The sequence below is a fragment of the Cellvibrio sp. UBA7671 genome (genome assembly GCA_002483145.1).
Lineage (GTDB): Bacteria > Pseudomonadota > Gammaproteobacteria > Pseudomonadales > Cellvibrionaceae > Cellvibrio > Cellvibrio fibrivorans.
The window spans coordinates 14,746-34,651 of sequence record DLHJ01000017.1 but is presented as its reverse complement, the minus strand read 5'-3'; the positions used below and the strand labels follow the sequence as shown (position 1 = coordinate 34,651).

The following is a 19,906-nucleotide window of genomic DNA, read 5'->3' as shown; positions in this document are numbered from 1 at the left end:
AGGCTATTACAGTGCTGAAGTGTGGTTGGCAATAGAAACTACAGGCGCTTCTAGCGCCTGTAGTTGAGGGTTAGGGAACGCGACGCAATGGGTTAATGCACAGCCCTAAGTCTTGCAGGTGAGCTCAATTCATTTAACAGCAGGTTGCCTATGGGGGCAATTCGACCGCAGCTCATATTAGCTGCTACGGTTAAATCCGCCGCACGCCGTGCCAGATCGTTGAAATTGCGCATCACCGCCGGGTTGCGTGGATCGGGAATAGAAATGCCGGTCAGGAATCCGGATAGCTGCGCAGGCATGCCGGGAACCGAGTTGTAATCCAGGTGCGCAAAGGGGGTTCCGGTTTCCATCAGGTGACAGCCGCTACAGGTGTTGAGCGCCAGCTCAAACAAGGCATCGTCTCTCACTGTGGCGGGCGGTGGTGTTCCGGGAGCTGGTGTCAATGGCACCGTCAACGAGGCTGCAGGAGCATTCCACATCGACATGACTGGCGCGCTGCCCGCAGCAAAAGGATTGCCCATAAAGCTCAAGGGAATTGTGTGCTGCCCTGAAGGCGGGCCGACGAGTAGTGGCCAATTCGCGTTGATATAGGTGGCCAGAGTCAAAGAGTTGTTGAAGCTCATATGCGGCTCTTGTTTGACATCGGTCTCCACCAAATTGCCTCCACTGGCTGGCAATACAAATTCACGCAGCTCCCAGAAAGGCGAACCGGGTAACAGCTCATTGGTGCGCACCTGGCCTATGGCACTTTGGTTGGGGGCGGAAGGATTTGCACCAGCCGCGGTGAATACATTGGTCAGGCTTGCCAAATCATTGTTGTAATTGGCTGAGCTGGCGAGGTCGATCCACTTTTGCGCCCAGGTACGGATATTGGTGCAGCCCGCAATCGGTACTTTGTATTCGAGGATCAGGGTTTTACTCAAGTTGTTGCAATTGCCATCGTGCAGGGCAAACACAAAGCGGCCTTCACCGGCGTCACCACCCGCATAAGGGCCGGTGCCGCCACGCAAATCTGCACGCAATACAATGCCAAGTAAACGGAAAGGACTTTCCTGTGGCAACAGCGTTGCGCCCGGGCCGCCGCTGCGAATCTCCCAATCCTTAATCACTTCCTGATAAACACCAAGCCGTGCAGCAACGTTAAAACCATTTATTGTTTGGTTAATCGTCCAATGTTTAAAGAGTGCTTTAATGTAATCGGAAGTAGAAGAAGTCCCATTCGCCATATTTTCCATCAAGCGCCAAAAGGTCCATTCACCGGTTGCATTACCTACGGGTGATGTACTGCTGGTAGGGCAAGCCCAGGTGCGGCCGGGATCATTGACCACACTCACATCGGTAATCATGAGCGATTGCGGAATGCTGACTGAGGCAGCGGGTACAGGGTCAAAATCGACCGGTAGTCCAATCGGAAAATTAAATAATGGCAACGCAATCGGCTGGTTGACCTTAATTAATGTCGGGTCAAATGGCAGTGTGAAAATTTGTTCCTTGCCGTTACTCACACCGAAAATTTCCGTTTTATCGCCACTGATCGCAATGCGCTGCCGCGTTATTTGTTGGCGGCCGCCGGGAGCAAAGAGATTACTTTTTTCCCCGTCGGTGAACTTCGCCAATTGCATATTCGCTTTGGTAAACGCTTCAAAATCAAAATCCACTTTAGCACTGAATAAGCCGTCACCTGCGCGCAGATCGCCGCCGGTTCCATCATCCAAAAGTGTCACAGCTTCTTTGTCGAGAAAAATTCCCACCTTTTTTTCACGTGTTGAAAGCGTAGAAAAACGCGCGCTAATTGTCGCGGTTTTATCATCCAGTTTCGTGATATTCAGTGCGCTTGGTTTGTTGTTGGAATTTTGCGCTAATACAACTGGCGCTATGGCTATGCTGCCTATTAACAACAGCATACTGGTAGAAAACAAGCAATTCCTGGCTCGCATAAAAACCCCCTTGTAAAAATAACGATGACATAATCCATACAGGTAAATGCACTATCGAATTCGATATTTCCCGGTGCAGGTTATTGATAAGGGATGAAGGTAGGAGCTGTCAAAGGTCGCTGGGCAATATGTCGCATCAACTTACCAAATAAAATAAATCGTTTTTTTATGTAGATAATTGACACAGTATTTTTTGTTACGAAAGTTCCACTTTTATTTTCTTATTCTGTTTGGCTGTTAAGGTGAACATAATTTAATTTTTCTGTTTTACCTTTAATCCATGCTCTTCTATGCAATAAAAGTGGATTGGCGCATTGATTCGCTGGTTTGTTTCTCAGTGTTTTTATTGCTGTGGGTGTTGGTTGTTAAAGCGATCAACACATTGCTGGCAGATGCAACTTTTATTACGCTGATCGGGCGCAAGTTGCGCCAGTAATTCGGGCGGGAAGGTTTGTGCTTTGCACCAGCAGCTGCTGACAAAACTGCCAGTTGCTGCCGGTGCGCAGTGGTTGGGTTGGCTACACAGCGGGCACTGGTGATTCGCCAGAGGTGTTACATCAGGCATTACACAGGTCTTCAAAAGCATCCACGACCGCTTCTTCATCCGCCTCGGACAATTCGGCTAAATCCATAATGCAGGGTTCGTTGATGCCGAGTACTTCTTCAATTTCCTCAAAGGGCAGATAGGCATCCAACGCGTGTTTTACATAGGTTTTCACTGCCGCGTGAATGGCTGTTTCATTATCGCGTGCAGCTTGTAACTCAGCAACAGTCTGGTCAGTCAACCACTGGATAAAGGCGGCGCGGTCGGCGTCGGAGCTGTTGGTGCGGGCATCATAATTCAAGGGATATACCTCTATCTCAGGAGAAAAATGCCAGTATAAAGGTTTTTAACCTTGCTAGACGAGCGCCGTTTCGTGCAAGTCAATTTTATCGAGGGTGCTATTAAAGTGTTCGAGTTGTTCATGATCACTTGCAAGACTCTCGATGACCCGCTCCATCAAATTTTTTAGGTGGACAAGCTGATCGTAAATCTGATCTTGCATCACACTGATTTCGACCAGTGACCAGTTTTCGGAATTGCTGCGACTGGCCCCGACTTTGGTTAGCCAATCTTCTTGCTCGGGTTGCAGTATTCCGCTGCGAACGACCGAAATCGCAAGTCTGCCCATTACTGCGGTCACCGACCGGATAACGGGACTTTTGGAATTGATAAAGAGTTGTTGGGCCAGACTTTTTGCAGATTCAAACTGGATACGTAATTTTCTTTGCCGCGCGAGTAATAATTCAATAGATGGAAGTTGCAGGAGTGTTTCGGTTGGTGGCGGTGCTTCTTTAAACAAAATAGTGGCAGCGTTGTAAACTGATTCAAAATAAATATTGTCGCTGAGCTTTAGTGCAGCGAGCAACATGCTATGCGCATGCACACCGTAATCCTGATAGCGGCTGTGATTAAAAATAATATGGTCAGTAGCAGCAATAATTTGGCTTACCATCGAAATTTTATCGCCAAAGACATGGCGTGGATATCCGGTGCCATCAATGCGCTCGTGATGGTCGATAATGGCAATACCGATTTCTTTGGGTAACCCAGGCACCATGCCTAAAAATCGTTGTGCAATCAGTGGGTGTGCTTGCAAGGCTTTCCATTCATCCGCACTAAAACTATGGCTTTTTTCAAGTAAATGGGGTTCGAGATATAAAAATCCGACGTCGTGAAATAAACCAGCGATAAAGGTTGCTTGTATGTCGGGCAAATTGAGATTGAGCTTGCGTGCTATGGCAACGCCCGCCAAAGCACTGAAAATTCCGTGAAAATAAATATGGCGTGCGCGCAATGCCAGCACAGTTAAATTCTGGCGTAGCAACGGAAATTTTTCGTAAAACAGGCAGACCAGTCGTAGGGTTTTTTGGTAACCCTCATTGTCAGTAACGGCATAAAGACCAGGCAGGTTTTTGGCAAATTTGTTCAGGTAGTCAAAAAGGGTACGGGCGTCCATGCTAGTGGCGATGCCAACACACTGTTCAAGCGGTTTCATCAGTTTATGTTGCAGTAAAATCTGGGAGCGCTTTTCATCCAAACGTGATCCCTCAGACAAGAGCAATACGCCTTGCTGGTTGTAAATTGCCTGGTTGGTGATGACGTCTTGCTTCTTATTGACCTTAACAAGGTTTGCACAATAGTTTTTCTGTTCGTTATCGATCATTGCCGTTTCCTAATGCTACTTTTTCGTCGCCTGGTGTAAGTTTCGGGGCATACCTCATTCCCCAGCGTGCTGTAGCGTTCTATGTACGATATTTTTAAGGTTTTCAAGACAGGTTGGAAAGACTATAGATCAGGTAGAGGAAGGCGCCATAGATTGGCTTAAGAAAATGTGAAAAAGCACTAAAAAATAATGGTGATATTAAAAAATGGAGTGATTCGGACGTGTGTACAGATGTAAGGTCGTGTAATGGTGGCGCGTAGCTTTTTTTGTTAGCGGAAGTCGCCATCTGCTAGATGGCGACTGTTCATGGCAGCTATTTCAATTTTGCAGCCCAGCTTATCAGGGCAGCCAATTGCGTTTTGATCGTACCCTGGATTTTCTCATCTACCAGATTGCCATCACTGTCAAATGCGGGTGTAAAGGCATTTGCAAATACCTCTGGTCTATTGAGTGGATGCAAATTCAAATATACACAGACCTGCCGCAAGTGGTACTGCGCCCGCGAAGTTCCCATACCTCCACCGGCTCCCATCAGGGCAACGGCTTTACCATTTAGCAATGCATTTTCCGGCTCGCGCGACGCCCAATCCAACGCATTCTTGAGTGCGGGGGCCATAGAGTAGTTGTATTCAGGGCAGCCAAAAATCAGCGCATCAGCAGCGCCAATTTGCTGTAACAGAGTAATGACTGCTGCCGGTTTTTCGCTGAGGTCGGCATTGTAAAAAGGGATTGCCGATAAATCAGCAATAGTAATAGTGCTACCCTCAGGGGCATTGGCTTGCGCATAACGCAGCAGCCCCATGTTGGTGGATTTTTTCCGCAAGCTACCGCAAATTGCCAGTATATTCATAACCTGTTACTCCATGCCTGTTGGTGTCGATAAATGAAGCAGTAGCATCTGCTATTTAGGCTGAATATTCAATTTCATTTGAATCGAGTTAAGGCCGCCAGAAGCACTTCAATTCAGCAACGGGAAATGAACACTGTGGATTGATAACCTAGGCGGACTGCCGATAAATATTGTGCTGGTGGAGGTGGTGTTGCGGTAATAAACGATCCGTCTCCTGTTTCACAACGGTATAGCATTCACAGGTTAAATTTTCCAATTCGGCTCTGTCCAGCACGGTAATGTGGCCACGCGTGTATTCAATTATGCCTAATTTTTGCAATTTTCCTGCGGCATCCGTAACACCTTCACGGCGTACTCCCAGCATATTTGCGATGAGCTCTTGAGTGAGTAATAAATGATTGTCTGAGAGACGATCAAGCATCAACAATAGAAAACGACAGAGTTGTTGATTAATTGAATGGTGTCGATTGCACACGGCTGTCTGCGCCATTTGTGTAAATAATGATTGAATGTAACGCAACATAAGCTTTTGTAAATCACCATGCTGGTTCAGTTCTTCTTTAAACTTTCTACTGGAGAGACGATAAGCATTGCCAGCGCTTTGTACCACAGCACGGCTGGGTGTGCTGTCGCCACCCATAAACAACGCAATGCCAACAAAACCTTCATTGCCCACCAGGGATATTTCAGTCGAGTTACCTTCTCTCGTGTCATATAGCAATGAAACAATTGAATCTATCGGGAAGTAAACGTTTTTCATGACGTCTCCGGATTCTGCAATAACTTCCCCCATTTCCAAATGTACAACCTCAAGGTGAGGAAATAGCCGACGTTGGGTTTCCAGACAAAGTGCGTCAATAAGAAGATTTTTTGGTGAGTTGATATAGGTTGACATACGTTTCCCCTTTTTATCAAAAAGACAATAATCTTGCTGTTTAATGCAGATCAAACCATGAATTTTTTGAGTAAAGGGGATGTTGCAACATGCATGCCACTGAATGTGATTTGACCCGTTAAGCTTGGAGAGTTGTGTTTTGGTAGATGTTTTTCAATTAAAATTATGATTTATTTTTGTCGGACTTATTATTTTTTCGTTTATGTAACTTTATTCTATTTGAAATCATTTCATGCACTCTGTAGTTTTTTCAATTTCTGTGGTGTGGTGGATATCACAATAAATCCATGGCTTGTCATTTAAATAATTAAGCTTAGGAATACTGAATAGTATTCAAGAGTACTGTAGGTTTATGTCTATTTATTGCAGCCAGCGTTAAGCAAATCCGCCACCCGACTTTAAGAATGGCAAGAGCCGCAAGCTGATACGATTTGGATTATGGTTAATTAAACGTTGAATACAAGCAACGGGGGACAAATAGTTGTCGTAGTAGTCAGTAGCTGCTTGCGCCATTGTCGCAATTGAGGATTCACTCATTGCCATAGCATTGATAATCGCTATTTGTAATTCTTTTTCATTGCTAAATGTCAGGCAATTTTTTCCATCCTCCAGCGCAGGAAAAAACATTTCCGGATATTGAGTGATGGGAATGCTACCTACCGCCATAGCTTCAATAATGTTGTGCGACATAGGATAGCGTACACCGGGGCATGCTAAAAAGAATCGTGAGCGGGCGAGGGTGCCTAGCCAGTCCTCCGGTTGTACCTTGCACAGGCGGGAATTCATAACGATTAAACCGGCATGGTGTTTTTTTTCGGCACTTTGCCGCGCCGTATTATTCTGCAATTCGATGATGCTCCCTGGAGCGAGGGAGTGTGCGAGATTTTCCAGCAATTGTGCACGGCTGAGTTTTGTATAAATGTTGCGGATAGATTTTTTATTGTATTTCCCTGGCTCGGCATCGCCGCCGAAAAATATTTGCCACTGGCGCGCTTGCTGTCGGTAATTTTCCAACTGCAAATCCTGCTGTGCTGCATAAATCGGTGGAAACATTGGAAAGGGCATGGGGAAGCAGCTGTCACCCGGTTGGTAATCCGGTTGGTAATTAACGGTAATTATTTTTTTCGCTTTGTGCGCGAGACCTGAATACCATTTATCGGTAACCAGCAAATAGCCTTGCGGTAAATCCCGCTCATCCAGTAGCACCGAAAAGTGTTGTTGTAAGCAGAGCTTTTTATGTTTGTCCTGGATATTGCCCAACACCAAATAATTTTCACGCAACACTGGATAAAACCCGGCGCGGATAAAATATATAAACAAGCAATAAAAACGTCGCCCTTGGGGACCGTCTATACGAGTATCGCGAAAGTCAAACACGACCAGCGGCTCGTCTTGTGGAATATCCCGGCGCTGTTGTTTCAACCAGCGGCGATATTCCCAGTATCGTTGTGGGTAGAGCACAGATTTGTAGCGCTGGAGTGTGCCGTCTAATTGGTGTCCGAGTGTGGTCAGCTGTTGTAAGGGTGAGTTCATGATAAGCCTGTGGTGATTATTCGGCGACGGTTACAGGAGCGTGTTTGGCTCAGAAAGTACAGGCTAATGGGTAATTGTTGCAGGATGGTGTCGTGAGGCTGCAGGAAATGAGGCTATAGAAATATTTTTCGCTTGAGAATAGCTCCCAGCATGCAAGCATTTTTTGCACTGGCATTCATGTTTCAACTGCCATGCTGCCAATCATTACTATACTGAGGGGAGTTGCCGGGTGTGGAGGTGTTTTTTGTTCCGTCTTTCTGCAGCGCCTACCCGGTCAGAATTCCCCTGGCTGCAGGCGTTTTTATTTATGCTGGGCTATGTAGTCTTGGGCTATGTAGGTATTCGTTACGCTGCATTTCCGGGTACTTTTTTTGCGCAAGTCTGGCTGACCTCCGGGGTTGGCTTGATTATGTTTAGTCTCTACCGCCGCCGTGCCATCCCGTTGGTGTGGTGTGCGTCGCTGATCATCAATGGTTCTTTTGCCTTGCTGGCGATGCCGACTAATGGTGTGCTGGCAACGATTGCTCTCATTATATTCAGCCCTGTGTTTGATACGCTGCAAGGTTTTCTGGCCTGGCGTTTGTGGCGTTTGGACAATGAACCGCGCTTCAGCCGTATTGGTTTGCAGCGCTTTTTGCTGGCAATTATTGTTGCAGTAATGATCAGCGTTGCCGGCATTGCGATTCTGCATTTGGCAGTTGGGTTGATCAGTACTGATGAATTGTTGTCACGGTTTACGATGATGGCTTTGTCCGATATGCAGGGATTATTTTTGGTGGTGCCCCTGTGGCTCGCCCTGCGCAACAAAGCTTCTGCAATCATTAATTACCCATTATTTTTTAGCGCACTGGCGATTCCTATTCCGCTGCTATTGGCGAGGTTTGAGCCATCGCTCGCGGCATTATTATTTCCGCTGGTGGCTTTTATTATTATTCGTCTGCGATTTATTGGTGCTGCACTGGCGGTATCAGTTGCCGGTGGCAGTGCGGCATTGCTCGTGGTACTCGGTTTGGACCCTTTGCATATGGGCGCGGGTATTGAAGCCTTTAGCCGCTGGTCGTTGATTGTGCTCGCACTGGGCGCGCCTATGTTATTGATGGGGGTAGTGCTGGATGACAACCTCGATTATCAGAGCCATTTGGAGGCGCGCGTAGATGAACGCACCCAAGCATTGCAGGATGCATTAGCCGCAGCCAATATCCTGGTAATTACCGATTCGCTGACCCAGGCGTTTAATCGTCGCCATATGGAAACGCTAGTGCACGATGAAGTTGAGCGCGCGCAGCGCTATCACCAATCGACAGCATTAATTATTTTGGATATCGATCATTTCAAAGCAGTTAATGACAATTACGGCCATCCAATGGGCGATAAGGTCTTGCGTCAGGTGAGCGATATTTTGGGCGAAAACTTGCGGCAGTCAGATGTGCTGGGTCGCTGGGGTGGCGAAGAGTTTTTAATTCTATTACCGCAAATTAATGTGGTAGCGGCCACCAATGTTGCAGAAAAATTGCGACAGGCAATCTTTACTGCTGAATTTGGTTTGAAGGAGCCGTTGAGTATCAGTCTGGGAGTAGCGGATTTACAGCGCGGCGAATCCGCAGGGGATTGGATTAAACGTGCTGATCAAGCGCTATATAAGGCAAAGCATTTAGGGCGCAATCAGGTAGCCTTGGCAAGCTTGTGAGTTTGCTAAAAACGCATGGGTTGCCATTGGGTTTATGGACAATCCATGCAGTCAGCGTTTACTTGCGAGCTTTTTTAGGTTTGCTTTTAGCGGCCGGCTTGGTGGCTAAATCAGCGGTTAACATCAACTGGAATGCGCCGAAGAAAATGGCCATGAGACCAATGAGTGCCGAGAACAAAAACGCTCCTCCATCCGCTACAAAATACATCCCAAGAATGATGGCAACACCAAAGAAAATAAATCCCAAGCCTAGTTTTTTTTGTAATTGCATATGCTGGATCACCTTATCGAGGTTGGACATAAAGAGGCTGGAATAGCCTATGTTGAAATTATTTATTATTGTTGACCGTGTAGCGCGCAAGCAAGGCACTAAGGCATACCAGAACCACAGCAATCAGTGCGCCTAAAAATTCGCGCGCTTCCTCTATGTAAGGCTTGTCCGGATTCATGCTTTGCATTAACGGTTCCTGCTCCATGTGCAAATAATAATTGTAGGCACCGGGTGCAGTCAGGACTAATTCTAAAACACATAACGCTAGCGTCAACCAGAAAAGCGGGCTGATAAATTTATTTGCCAGCGCCAGTAGTGGGGTGGCAGCGCAGAGGCAATAAAAACTCACCCAAATCATTGGATCGGGATCATTAAATTGCAGGGCGGCAAAGGCCAGCAAGGTCAATGCAAATAGTGCGGCGATACTTTTGGCGATATAGATCATGGAAATTGGTCTACCTGTTCAATACTGGGTTTTTAAAATGGGTACCCGCTGAGCTCGGCGGCGTAGACTTGTGCCGGTAGGGTTGCATCATCGGCATCGGTGACTAACAGCAGGTGGATTTTATTATTGACCAGCTGTGCCTCCACACCTTCTGCCTTGATTATTTTATCGATGGCGATAATGCTGTGCAAATCGCTTTGGCTGTTGATAACACCAATGATAGAACCCATGCATTGGCCATCCAGGTAAGCATCAGAGGTGTTTTCTGCGGCAGCAGTGAAAATAATGGTGCCGTCGGGCAAAGTGGTTGCATCGGTAAAACAAAGTGGAACCCCCGCTATCTCTCCTAGGTCGTAGGGCCTAATAATCGCATTGAGTTTATGTTTGGACTTTTTATCCTTCGTAAGTGTGTATTGATAAAATTGTTTAAGCGAAAAGCGAATGGTTGCATTGAGTTTATTTTTCTTGTTGCCACGCTGGAACAAAATAATATCTTTATCGATAATGACTGCACCTTCGATATTAATTTTACCTATCTCTTCCTTTAATTCGTGATAAAGCAATGCGAGATCAATAATTTCTGCATCGCCTAATTCGCCTTGGTCATTAAATGAAATAATAGCGCCTTTGTGGCGCGCCTCTTTGGAGCCGGAACCCAGCGCCAGTAGTGCGCCATTCGGGTATTTTTTTGAGACGGGAATCAGGGTCAATACTTCCAGGTCAGGCTTGGCGGTTTTGCGCTCTTCAAGTTCCAGGGGTAAATCGCCGGAGAAGAGTGGAATTAGCTCTCCGTGGCAATCGCCATCGCGCGCAAATAATCCCAAATGGTTTTCATCATCGGCGACTACATACAGCCAGTTGCCAACCTGCACCAAACCGCTCGCAGCACTCAAGTGTGGGTGACGGTCTTTATGCGATGGGAGGGAAAGCGTTAGTGTTTTGATAGGCGAGAGCAAAATCATACGGGTTATCCCAAGGTTATAATGCCTGATTTTTATTAAGAGGCTTAAGCAGGGTATCCCTATTGCATCATGCAAACAATAACAATCCTAAACCTATCAATGCCGGAATCGTTTGAATATATAGAATCTTGCGCGCGGCAGTCGCTGCACCATAGATACCAGCAATTGCGATGCACACTAAAAAGAACACCTTAATCGATGTGCCTGCTTCACCCAACCATAGCCCCCAGAGCAAACCTGCCGCTAAAAATCCGTTATATAAACCTTGGTTAGCCGCCAATACTTTGGTAATTGCCGCTTTTTCCGGGGTGTTGCGGAATGCGCGCAGGCCTGCGGGCTTTTCCCACAAGAACATTTCCAATATTAATATATAAATGTGCAGAAGCGCGATTAACAATATCAGGATTTGAGTTGTCATGAACATAGATTTGTTCCTGAGTAAAGAAAGAGTTTTCTGACGGATAACATTTTTTGCGTTCCCCTTGTAGCATGCATTTTTTATTAATTCGTCTTAAGTTAATTATTTAATAGTATTTCAAAACCCTTCTACTTTTTGCATCTTCCATAAATGTGCTGCAATCAGGGCGCGCCAAGGTGAAAACGTGGCTAGCCATGATTGTGTTGTTTTTTCATCGGGCTTTTCTGCAGTATTTAGCAAAAGCTGCAGATTGCGTCTCACGGCTACATCGCCATGAAGCGAGCCGTCCGACCACCCAAAACCACGTAGCAAGGCGTAATTGGCTGTCCAGGGACCTATACCGGGTACCTTAATTAGGGCATCGTAAATAAGTTGTGCAGCGAGTGGTTTTCCTTGCAAACAATCGTTAAGCCAATCCTCGAGTGGCAAATCGCCGTTATGGATATTCTTGCTTAATTCTATGACTGTTCGTGCTTTGCTGTGCGAAAATCCTAGCGAGCGCAAATCGTCCTCTAAGAGTGCAGCAATTTGTGTTGCGCTCGGGTAGCACCAAATGCCTGATGAATGTCGCACACCTGTTTGCTGGATGAATTTTCGGCGGACAGATACCGCAGCGTTAACGCTAATTTGTTGCCCAATAATTGCCCAGGTCAATGCCTCAAAAGTCGTCGCTGCTTGCGGAACACGCAAGCCGGATTGTCGGTCAATCAAATGTTTGACCTGTGGATGGTCTGCGGCATAATTTTCAAAATCGCTAATCGTTTGGTTCAGGCCGAGCATATGTTGGGCATGTTGGTGTAAACGAGCTTGAGTTTTTTCGGCATCCATTTTTTTTCGACCAGAATCTAGATGGAGCTGTACCTCCACGTGTTTTTTAACAAACCTGAATGTGATGCAGGCGGGCATAGCTTGCCACACAATCCCTTTTTTTAATTGCTGTTCATTGACTACTTCAGCAAGCATTTGCGCATCGCGCTGATGGAATGCTAAAAAGTCTGTAAGGCGAAAGTTGTGTGGTAACGCAATGCAGGTCTCGATGATGGTCGGCATGGATTTATGATTTCCCCTCTTCTGCTTCCTGCTGCAATAATTTTTGTTTTCGCTCGACACCCCAGCGATACCCCGACAGATTGCCGTCGCTGCGCACTACTCGGTGACAGGGAATAATGATGGCTATAGCATTGGCTGCACAAGCGCCTGCTACGGCACGCACGGCGTTGGGAGATCCTATCTCCTCGGCTATTTCTGTATAGCTGCGTGTTTCACCGGCAGGAATTTTTTGTAGTGATTGCCAAACTTTTTGTTGAAATACAGTACCGCGAATATCCAGCGGTAAATCAATTTTCAGTTGTGGTTGTTCTATCGCGCGAATGACTTGAATAACAGTTTTTAGAAATGTTGAATCCCCTGGGATAAGTTCAGCAGTGGGAAAGCGACGCTGTAAATCGGCATGTAAAAGTTGTGGATCATCACCTAATAGAATTGCACAGATACCTTTTTCGCTTTGTGCGATTAGAACAGCGCCGAGTGAACATGTCTCCAGAGCAAAATAAAGAGTCATTGCGGATTGCTTCCTGGGAATAAGTAAGTTGCGTTGAGTTTCTTGTTGGTGGCGATGGGCTTTGGCGTACGCCTTGGGTGTTAGGCCAGTCGCAGCTTTAAATAAGCGCTGCAAGTGATAACTGCTAATGCCGGCATATTCTGCAAGGTTAGCAAGGCTGGGTTCTTGTGCTGCAGATTCAATAAACCGGCATAGATTAGTGATGCGCTGTGTTTGCAATGCATCGCTGCCCAAGTGTTGTGGATGGCAGCGTTTGCATGCGCGAAAGCCGGCTGCTTCTGCCTGGGTGTGATTGTCAAAGAAGCGCACATTGTCAGGATTGGGGCGACGCGAAGGGCAGCCAGGGCGGCAGTAAACGCCAGTGGTAATAACGGCATACATAAATTGGCCATCAGCGCCGACGTCGCCTAATAGAGGCCAGCGTGGATCAGCAAATGTGTTGGTAGTTGTGGCGCTCATAGCAATACTGAGGTGATGACGTTAGCTTTACTCTAGCGATAAAACCGCTGCAAGACACCCCAAATATTGCTATTACATTCGAAATACTTATTGTGCTTCTTCGGGCAAAGGGTCGCGCTTAAGCAACTGTGGCAAGCTTATGCATAACAATAGCAATGTCGCGAATATTACCAATGGACCGCTGCCGTACATCATAAAGGGGGTCCAGTCTTTTACGGCATAAATCACACCTGTGAAGGTTTGTGCCTGGAATGAATTGCTGCGGCTGAGGATTTTACCGTGGTTATCGATGATCGCACTGGGGCCATTATTAGTGCTGTAAACCAGATAGCGGCCAGTTTCAAGAGCGCGCATTTGCGCCATTTGCATAAATTGTTTTGACTGGATTGAATCGAGAAACCAGCCGAGATTGTTGACGCTCAATAGTACCTGCGTCTCTTTGGCTGCTCGGGCGATTAAATCGGGGTAGACAATCTCGTAGCAAATTGCCGGTGTAATGCGCACACCTTTTGCGATTAAACCGTGCTGGTCTTGTGGTCCCAAATGGATAAACGAGGTCGGCAAATTAAAGAATTCAATCAGGCCACGTAGTTGCTCTTCCAATGGTACATATTCACCAAATGGAACCAGACGACGTTTGTGATAAAAACCATACCCTTGGCCGAGTCCTGCAATTGAGTTGTAATATTTTTGCTTATCGCGGTCTTCATATATGACGCCGGTAAAAAGTGCAGTGTCGTGTTCGGCGGCCGTGGTGTTCATCTCTTCCAAAAACGGTAGTGCGTCCTGATAAGTTAGTGATGTTGGAATCGCAGCTTCGGGCCAAATTACCCAATCATTCGTCCACAAGTCAGTACTAAGATCGCGTAACTGATTGAGTGCGGTGATAGTGGTGTCCTGATTAAAGCTGAGTTTGGTGCTTTGGTCGACATTGGGTTGTACCATACCGATTTTTATGGGAGTTGGATCAGCTTCTGCCCAGGTAATGTTTTTTAAAGTCATTCCCGCGATCCAGAATGCAGCACAACAGGTGCTAGCAATAAGTAATGAGATTTTTTTTGCAGGCTCAGCTTTTATTTTCCATATCCATTCCGCAAATACTGTAGCAGTCAGTACCACAATAAAACTCATACCCATCACGCCGGTGACTGGTGCCCATCCGGCAAGTGGTGTATTTAGATGGGCATAGCCTAAAAATAACCATGGAAAACCGGTTAGCAACCAGGTGCGCATCCATTCACCCAGCAGCCAGCAGGCGGGCAGGGCAATTATTAATCCAAGCGAGTGATGATTAAACCAGCGACCGAAAATATAAAAGGGCAGGATAAAAATGGTCGCCATAAAACAGGCAAAGATAAAAACAAGAAAACCAGCGAATAGTGGCGAAGCTCCACCAAAGTTATGAATGCTCACATAAATCCAGTGAATTCCTGCACCGTAAAACCCCACTCCGAATGCAAAGCAGCGCCAGAGAATAGTTTTGAGCGATTGTTCTTTTAACAATAATGAAAAGGCAGCCAGGCTGATAAGCGCAATCGGCCAGAGCGTAAAAGGCGCAAAACTCAAGGTGATTAATGCACCGCTGAGTAGGGCAATGAATAGCGCCACAGGCTGTGATAAATTCAGGATTTTATCGGGCATAGGTGTTGTCTTTTATGTGTCCGGTTAAAAAAATCCCGCCGTGTGGCGGGATTGTTATCAATTATATTCGCTGCAAATTAATCACTTAATATCGTCAGGCGCAGTAAATGAATTTGGCGGTTATCGGCGTAAAGCACGCGGAACTGCATGTTGTCCATTTGCACAACTTCATTGCGCTTGGGCAAGTGACCGAATTCTTGCATGAGTATGCCACCGATGGTGTCAAAATCTTCGTCGCTGAACTCCTTTCCAAAAAACTCATTGAAGTCTTCGATAGGCGTTAGGGCCTTAATGATGTAATCATTCTCGCTCACGCGCTTGATAAAATCAGTTGCTTCTTCCTGCTCGTCTGTTTCGTCTTCAATTTCGCCGACGATTTCTTCGAGGATATCTTCAATGGTAAGCAAGCCAGTAATGCCACCATACTCGTCCATAACCAATGCCATGTGGTAGCGGTTTTCGCGGAATTCGCGCAGTAACACATTGACGCGTTTGCTTTCCGGAATAATAGTGGCGGGACGTAAAATGGTTTCCAGATTAAAATTGTCTGTGCCTTTTAGCGCGAGCGGCAATAAATCTTTTGCCAACAAAATGCCTTTTACGTCATCAATATTTTCGCCGATTACGGGGAAACGCGAGTGGCCGGATTCAATTAGTTGCGGTAAATATTCTTGTGGTGAATCTTCAATGCGGATCGCTACTATATGTGAGCGCGGCACCATGATTTCGCGCGCTTGCAGTGATGAGACATCCAACGCGCCCTCGATAATGCTTAAGGCTTCCTGATCCAACAATTGGTTGTCGGCGGCATCTTTAATAATTTCCAGTAGTTCATCGCGGGATTTTGGTTCCGCACTGAATGCATGGAGCAGTTTATCCAGCCACGATTTCTCATGCTTTTCGTGGCGCTCGTGTTTTTCGGTAGTGGTGCTACTCGGATGGTCGTCCGACATGATATAAGTTCCCAAGGTCTTTTATTCTTCAGTGATTTCTTGATAGGGGGCAGGATACCCTAAACTGGTCAAGATTAGGGTTTCCAGGGTTTCCATTGCTTCGGCCTCATCGTCATCAATGTGGTCAAAACCGACTAAATGCAGGGTTCCATGGATCAGCATGTGCGCCCAATGTGCCTGCAGTGTTTTGCCTTGCTCTTGCGCTTCGCGCTCCACTACCGGGGCGCAGACTACCAGATCACCGAGTAGTGGCACTCCAACTTCCTCCGCAATGTCAGCGGGGAAGGAGAGCACGTTCGTTGGATAATCTCTCCCCCGATATTGCGCGTTTAATTCCTGGCTTTCGTCCTCATCGACGATATAAACACTGACCTCTGCCTCTTCAAGCTTTTGGCTTTGCAAGGCGACACTAATCCAGCGTTCCAGATCAGCCACTGCAGGGATTTGCTGGCTTTGGCTGTTGCTTTCAATATCGATTTGATAGGCCATAGTGCTTAGTCTTGCTTCGGCTGTTGTTGCTCAAAGGCTTCGTAGGCTTCGACGATGCGTTGAACAATCGGATGGCGGACCACGTCTTTGGAGGTGAAGTTAGTGAAACTAATGCCATTGACATTATCCAGCACTTCAATTGCGTGGCGCAGTCCAGAGGCCATGCCGCGTGGCAAGTCTATTTGGGTTGGGTCGCCAGTAATGACAGCCGTAGTGCCAAAGCCGATACGGGTCAGGAACATTTTCATCTGTTCGCGAGTGGTGTTTTGGCTTTCATCGAGAATCACAAAGGAGTTGTTCAGAGTGCGGCCGCGCATAAAGGCCAGCGGCGCAACCTCGATAACCCCACGTTCCATTAGTTTGCCAACGGTGTCAAAACCCAGCATTTCAAACAAGGCGTCATAGAGCGGGCGCAAATAGGGGTCAACTTTCTGGGCGAGGTCGCCCGGCAGGAAACCCAGTTTTTCGCCAGCTTCTACTGCCGGGCGTACCAGCAGAATACGTTCAATCTCATTTTTTAGCAGCGCTTCCACAGCGCAGGCAACGGCGAGATAGGTTTTACCAGTACCGGCTGGGCCTATGCCAAAGTTGATATCGTGTTTTTGCACGGCACGTACATAGCGCTGCTGGTTCAAACCGCGAGGTTTGATGGTGCATTTTTTGGTGCGGATAAGGGTAATGCCGGCCTCATCGTTATTCGAGTTCGTAGTAGGTGACGCGCCGCTCAGCGCTTTAGCCTCTGCGTTATCCAGTTGTTCCATAAGTTGTTCAATACCAGAAGTTTGCAGTGCTAAATGCACTTCATCGGGGGTGAGTTCGTTTTGTTCGGTTGTGAGATAGAGATTGCGCAGCAGCTCCGCGCCCGCGCGAATCCTGGCGGAAGGGCCGGTCAATTCGAATTCGCTACCGCGATGGCGGATTTCTATCTCCAGGCGTTCTTCAACCTGGCGCAGATGTTGGCCAAGAAGGCCGCAGAGATTGGCAAGGCGACGACTATCACTGGGTTCCAGCGTCAATGACTGGGTGACTATTTCCGGGGGGGCTATAACCTGGGTATTCAAAGTGGTTGGTAAGCTCTTGTGACTCAATGAAAACTAAGACTAAACCATTCGGCGGAAGTGATAAAGCCTAAATTACTGCTGAATCTGTGCTGAATGGTTCCTTAATTTAATTGTTTTTTTAGGTTGTTTTAGTAACTCTTTGTATTTGTTGTTATTTTTAATTTTATATGACTGTCGATACGGGGCGACAGGCGCCCCCGGAATATTTGCTTTTGCAATCAGGATTTTACCAGCAAGTTATTCACTACCCCTTTTACATCATTATGTTTGGCCGCTATAGCCTGTACCAACGCTTTCTCTTCCTGTGATTTTACTTTGCCTGACAAAGTCACTTTGTCGTTGAGTGTATCCACATCGATGTCGATGCCCTTAATATTTTTGGATGCCAAAAGCTCAGTTTTAATCGCCGCAGTCGTGGAAACATCGGTCACGTACTGGGCAAAACTACGGCCCTTAAGACGATTGGATTCCGCCACCTTGGCGGGTTTTTCAATAACCTTTATTTTGTTCGTCACTGAGTCAATCCCCTCAATCCCCAGTGCAATATTTTCTGCAAGCTCTCTGTCAATATCGGAATATACATTTCCTTCCAGCGTTGCTCTATCGCCATCCACTCGAATGTCAATTTCGAACGGGTTGAGGTGTTTATTAAGGATCAACGCAGTCTCCAACTTGCTTTCAATCCAGCCATCTTTGAATGCGGACTTACTGTCTTGCCAGGTTTGTTCACTGTCTTGTTTAAATTCGGCCCAAAATTCGGCAGCTGATTGTTTTTCAGTGTAGGTGCTGTTGGGTGTACCTGACTCTTTGTTGGCGGCTACTGACATGGTAGCAGTTAGTGCAAATGCACTCAGTGGCATGGCAATCGAATAAAATAAAGTCGATTTCATGATGTTCTCCTTTTGCTAACTGTTTTGTAACTCGGTCAATCGTAAAGCAGAAAGTTAAAAAGTAGTCGATGCGTTTAACTAAAAACGCATACAAAAATAATGCTGATTTTATGCCAATTTCCTAAAAACACCCTGAAGCCCCCGGCTTTCTTGTGTGTGAAGTAAAAACAAATTATGTATATTAATTTTAAAATTAAAATAAAAATTCTAAATAAATTTGAAAAATCTACAAAATTTGTAAATTTTATGTGCATTTTAAATGCTCTTTCGGTTGTGATTTTAAAGGTCTGTTACAGGTGGTATGAAAATAGCAAGAGCCTTTGGCCACTGCAGCAAATTTAGGAAGGCCATATGAATAGCACTTTCATCATCCGTGAGCCAACTAGTAGAAAAGACGGCGTTATTTCTTTGGCGCTGAATATATTAGTTGTGATTGCGGTGCTTTATACCTTGTATTTTTGTCGCACATTGATGCTTCCTATATTCGTAGCAGGTTTTATAGCATTGTTTTCCAGCCCGCTAGTTCGTTTTGTTGCTGGTTTTAGAGTGCCGCATGCCCTTGCAGCAGCATTAGTCGTGCTTCTTCTAATTGTGGGATTGGGGGCTACCTTTGTGATTCTTGTTGGGCCGGCGGGCCAATGGCTGGATAGTTTGCCAGCCTTGGGTGACAAACTTGTAGCGCAAATGAATGGATTGTCAGATAGGTTTAATCTGTTCAGGGCACAAATATTGCCCGATGCAGAAGGGCACAGTGGCGCGGTTGGTAATGCACTGGAAACTATTTTCTTTTCTGCATTTTCTGTGGTTGCGGGAACAACGGCAATGTTTTTAATAGAAATTGTCGCGGTGTTTGTAATCACCTATTTTTTTCTTGTATATGGCGATAATTTAATGCGAAATTTGGTGCGTGCCCAATCGTCTTTTGCTGAGAAAAAGAAAGCGGTTATTATTTTTCAAACTGTACGTGATGATATTTCACGTTATGCACTGTTGATTTCCATTATTAATATTGGTTTAGGTCTGGCGACGGCCTGTGTAATGGCACTGTTGGGTGTAGACGATCCATTTCTCTGGGGGGCTTTAGCGGCCATCTTGAATTTTGCACCTTATATAGGCCCCTTGGTTTTATCAATCATCTTGACTGGCGTGGGCTTCATTGAATATGAAACTTGGGGCTTGGCACTCATGGTGCCCGGCAGCTTTTTGCTGTTAAATTTTATTGAGTCACAACTCGTTACGCCGACAGTATTGGGGCAACGTTTCAATATGAATCCCTTATTGGTAGTGTTGTGGATGTTTGTCTGGGGTTGGGTATGGGGCGTAATCGGGCTGCTAATTGCAATTCCCTTATTGGTTTGTTTTAAAATTTTATCTTCGCACCTTGATTTAATTGGCTGCTGGATCAATGTGCTGGATGGCGATAATAGCTGTGAAAAGAGGTAGTAACACGATGATTGTTGTGTAAGGTTTTCTACCTTTTGTAACCTTTGCAATATTTATATTTCAATATTTTTTTGTTTAATAGTTTTTAAGCATAATTACCATCTGCACACCACCATCCGTATTGTCGATCATGTTATAAGTGCATGAATCCATTGGTTTTATCTCTTTTTTATCTTAATTGCTTATTTCAAAGAACAATATGTA

Annotated in this window: 20 protein-coding genes; 2 read left to right on the top strand and 18 right to left on the bottom strand. The window is 46.0% G+C overall.

Going from position 1 to position 19,906, the window contains the following annotated elements; genetic code table 11:
• Positions 1–92: 92 nt before the first annotated feature.
• From B4E62_RS18600 to B4E62_RS18570, 7 genes are all read right to left on the bottom strand, one after another.
• Entirely contained in the window at positions 93–1,937 is a 1,845-nt protein-coding gene (locus tag B4E62_RS18600; RefSeq protein WP_331353118.1) for a choice-of-anchor X domain-containing protein, read from the bottom strand.
• Between the two features lie 343 nt (positions 1,938–2,280).
• Positions 2,281–2,502 carry a cysteine-rich CWC family protein gene (locus tag B4E62_RS18595; RefSeq protein WP_310072426.1) on the bottom strand — a complete coding sequence of 74 codons (222 nt, stop codon included), beginning with the start codon at positions 2,500–2,502 and terminating at the stop codon, positions 2,281–2,283.
• On the bottom strand, positions 2,495–2,782 hold the full coding sequence (locus B4E62_RS18590; RefSeq protein ID WP_310072428.1) for a hypothetical protein: 288 nt from the start codon (positions 2,780–2,782) through the stop codon (positions 2,495–2,497). Before B4E62_RS18590 ends, B4E62_RS18595 begins: the two co-directional genes overlap by 8 nt.
• Before the next feature lie 54 nt (positions 2,783–2,836).
• Positions 2,837–4,144 carry an HD-GYP domain-containing protein gene (locus tag B4E62_RS18585; RefSeq protein ID WP_331353117.1) on the bottom strand — a complete coding sequence of 436 codons (1,308 nt, stop codon included), beginning with the start codon at positions 4,142–4,144 and terminating at the stop codon, positions 2,837–2,839.
• 313 nt (positions 4,145–4,457) lie between these two features.
• Positions 4,458–4,994, bottom strand: coding sequence for an NAD(P)H-dependent oxidoreductase (locus B4E62_RS18580; RefSeq protein ID WP_331353116.1), 537 nt, complete (start codon positions 4,992–4,994; stop codon positions 4,458–4,460).
• Positions 4,995–5,142: 148 nt separating this feature from the next.
• On the bottom strand, positions 5,143–5,889 hold the full coding sequence (locus B4E62_RS18575; protein ID WP_310072433.1) for a Crp/Fnr family transcriptional regulator: 747 nt from the start codon (positions 5,887–5,889) through the stop codon (positions 5,143–5,145).
• A 375-nt stretch (positions 5,890–6,264) separates the two neighbouring features.
• On the bottom strand, positions 6,265–7,422 hold the full coding sequence (locus B4E62_RS18570) for a glycosyltransferase (protein ID WP_331353115.1): 1,158 nt from the start codon (positions 7,420–7,422) through the stop codon (positions 6,265–6,267).
• A 244-nt stretch (positions 7,423–7,666) separates the two neighbouring features.
• On the opposite strand from B4E62_RS18570, the gene B4E62_RS18565 reads away from it, so the two are divergent.
• Positions 7,667–9,109 carry a diguanylate cyclase gene (locus B4E62_RS18565; protein ID WP_331353114.1) on the top strand — a complete coding sequence of 481 codons (1,443 nt, stop codon included), beginning with the start codon at positions 7,667–7,669 and terminating at the stop codon, positions 9,107–9,109.
• A gap of 58 nt (positions 9,110–9,167) precedes the next feature.
• Here the strand turns inward: B4E62_RS18565 and B4E62_RS18560 are convergent, their stop codons facing one another.
• From B4E62_RS18560 to B4E62_RS18510, 11 genes are all read right to left on the bottom strand, one after another.
• Positions 9,168–9,380 carry a hypothetical protein gene (locus B4E62_RS18560; protein ID WP_331353113.1) on the bottom strand — a complete coding sequence of 71 codons (213 nt, stop codon included), beginning with the start codon at positions 9,378–9,380 and terminating at the stop codon, positions 9,168–9,170.
• 58 nt (positions 9,381–9,438) lie between these two features.
• Positions 9,439–9,825: a transmembrane 220 family protein gene (locus tag B4E62_RS18555; RefSeq protein ID WP_331353112.1), complete on the bottom strand. Its 387-nt coding sequence runs from the start codon at positions 9,823–9,825 to the stop codon at positions 9,439–9,441.
• A gap of 32 nt (positions 9,826–9,857) precedes the next feature.
• Positions 9,858–10,787 carry a DUF6929 family protein gene (locus B4E62_RS18550; RefSeq protein WP_331353111.1) on the bottom strand — a complete coding sequence of 310 codons (930 nt, stop codon included), beginning with the start codon at positions 10,785–10,787 and terminating at the stop codon, positions 9,858–9,860.
• 67 nt (positions 10,788–10,854) lie between these two features.
• A complete protein-coding gene (locus tag B4E62_RS18545) occupies positions 10,855–11,211 on the bottom strand; it encodes a DUF1304 domain-containing protein (RefSeq protein WP_310072444.1) in 357 nt (118 codons plus the stop codon).
• Between the two features lie 111 nt (positions 11,212–11,322).
• On the bottom strand, positions 11,323–12,255 hold the full coding sequence (locus B4E62_RS18540) for a hypothetical protein (protein ID WP_331353110.1): 933 nt from the start codon (positions 12,253–12,255) through the stop codon (positions 11,323–11,325).
• A 4-nt stretch (positions 12,256–12,259) separates the two neighbouring features.
• A complete protein-coding gene (locus B4E62_RS18535) occupies positions 12,260–13,225 on the bottom strand; it encodes a methylated-DNA--[protein]-cysteine S-methyltransferase (protein ID WP_331353109.1) in 966 nt (321 codons plus the stop codon).
• A gap of 87 nt (positions 13,226–13,312) precedes the next feature.
• On the bottom strand, positions 13,313–14,866 hold the full coding sequence (gene lnt / locus B4E62_RS18530) for an apolipoprotein N-acyltransferase (protein WP_331353108.1): 1,554 nt from the start codon (positions 14,864–14,866) through the stop codon (positions 13,313–13,315).
• Positions 14,867–14,943: 77 nt separating this feature from the next.
• The gene (locus tag B4E62_RS18525) at positions 14,944–15,819 is read right to left on the bottom strand and encodes an HlyC/CorC family transporter (protein ID WP_310072452.1); all 876 of its coding nucleotides are present in this window, start codon (positions 15,817–15,819) and stop codon (positions 14,944–14,946) included.
• 21 nt (positions 15,820–15,840) lie between these two features.
• A complete protein-coding gene (ybeY, locus tag B4E62_RS18520) occupies positions 15,841–16,308 on the bottom strand; it encodes an rRNA maturation RNase YbeY (protein WP_331353107.1) in 468 nt (155 codons plus the stop codon).
• A 5-nt stretch (positions 16,309–16,313) separates the two neighbouring features.
• On the bottom strand, positions 16,314–17,369 hold the full coding sequence (locus B4E62_RS18515) for a PhoH family protein (protein WP_331353106.1): 1,056 nt from the start codon (positions 17,367–17,369) through the stop codon (positions 16,314–16,316).
• A gap of 218 nt (positions 17,370–17,587) precedes the next feature.
• Positions 17,588–18,259, bottom strand: a complete 672-nt coding sequence (locus B4E62_RS18510; protein WP_331353105.1) for a BON domain-containing protein — start codon at positions 18,257–18,259, stop codon at positions 17,588–17,590.
• 351 nt (positions 18,260–18,610) lie between these two features.
• Here B4E62_RS18510 and B4E62_RS18505 point away from each other — a divergent pair, with 351 nt between their 5' ends.
• The gene (locus B4E62_RS18505; RefSeq protein ID WP_331353104.1) at positions 18,611–19,702 is read left to right on the top strand and encodes an AI-2E family transporter; all 1,092 of its coding nucleotides are present in this window, start codon (positions 18,611–18,613) and stop codon (positions 19,700–19,702) included.
• Positions 19,703–19,906: the final 204 nt, after the last annotated feature.

Coding starts and splice junctions, on each gene's coding strand:
- B4E62_RS18600 (WP_331353118.1), bottom strand. CDS start 1,937: ATGCGAGCCAGGAATTGCTTGTTTTCTACCAGTATGCTGTTGTTAATA.
- B4E62_RS18595 (WP_310072426.1), bottom strand. CDS start 2,502: ATGCCTGATGTAACACCTCTGGCGAATCACCAGTGCCCGCTGTGTAGC.
- B4E62_RS18585 (WP_331353117.1), bottom strand. CDS start 4,144: ATGATCGATAACGAACAGAAAAACTATTGTGCAAACCTTGTTAAGGTC.
- B4E62_RS18580 (WP_331353116.1), bottom strand. CDS start 4,994: ATGAATATACTGGCAATTTGCGGTAGCTTGCGGAAAAAATCCACCAAC.
- B4E62_RS18575 (WP_310072433.1), bottom strand. CDS start 5,889: ATGTCAACCTATATCAACTCACCAAAAAATCTTCTTATTGACGCACTT.
- B4E62_RS18570 (WP_331353115.1), bottom strand. CDS start 7,422: ATGAACTCACCCTTACAACAGCTGACCACACTCGGACACCAATTAGAC.
- B4E62_RS18560 (WP_331353113.1), bottom strand. CDS start 9,380: ATGCAATTACAAAAAAAACTAGGCTTGGGATTTATTTTCTTTGGTGTT.
- B4E62_RS18555 (WP_331353112.1), bottom strand. CDS start 9,825: ATGATCTATATCGCCAAAAGTATCGCCGCACTATTTGCATTGACCTTG.
- B4E62_RS18550 (WP_331353111.1), bottom strand. CDS start 10,787: ATGATTTTGCTCTCGCCTATCAAAACACTAACGCTTTCCCTCCCATCG.
- B4E62_RS18545 (WP_310072444.1), bottom strand. CDS start 11,211: ATGTTCATGACAACTCAAATCCTGATATTGTTAATCGCGCTTCTGCAC.
- B4E62_RS18540 (WP_331353110.1), bottom strand. CDS start 12,255: ATGCCGACCATCATCGAGACCTGCATTGCGTTACCACACAACTTTCGC.
- B4E62_RS18535 (WP_331353109.1), bottom strand. CDS start 13,225: ATGAGCGCCACAACTACCAACACATTTGCTGATCCACGCTGGCCTCTA.
- lnt (WP_331353108.1), bottom strand. CDS start 14,866: ATGCCCGATAAAATCCTGAATTTATCACAGCCTGTGGCGCTATTCATT.
- B4E62_RS18525 (WP_310072452.1), bottom strand. CDS start 15,819: ATGTCGGACGACCATCCGAGTAGCACCACTACCGAAAAACACGAGCGC.
- ybeY (WP_331353107.1), bottom strand. CDS start 16,308: ATGGCCTATCAAATCGATATTGAAAGCAACAGCCAAAGCCAGCAAATC.
- B4E62_RS18510 (WP_331353105.1), bottom strand. CDS start 18,259: ATGAAATCGACTTTATTTTATTCGATTGCCATGCCACTGAGTGCATTT.
- B4E62_RS18505 (WP_331353104.1), top strand. CDS start 18,611: ATGAATAGCACTTTCATCATCCGTGAGCCAACTAGTAGAAAAGACGGC.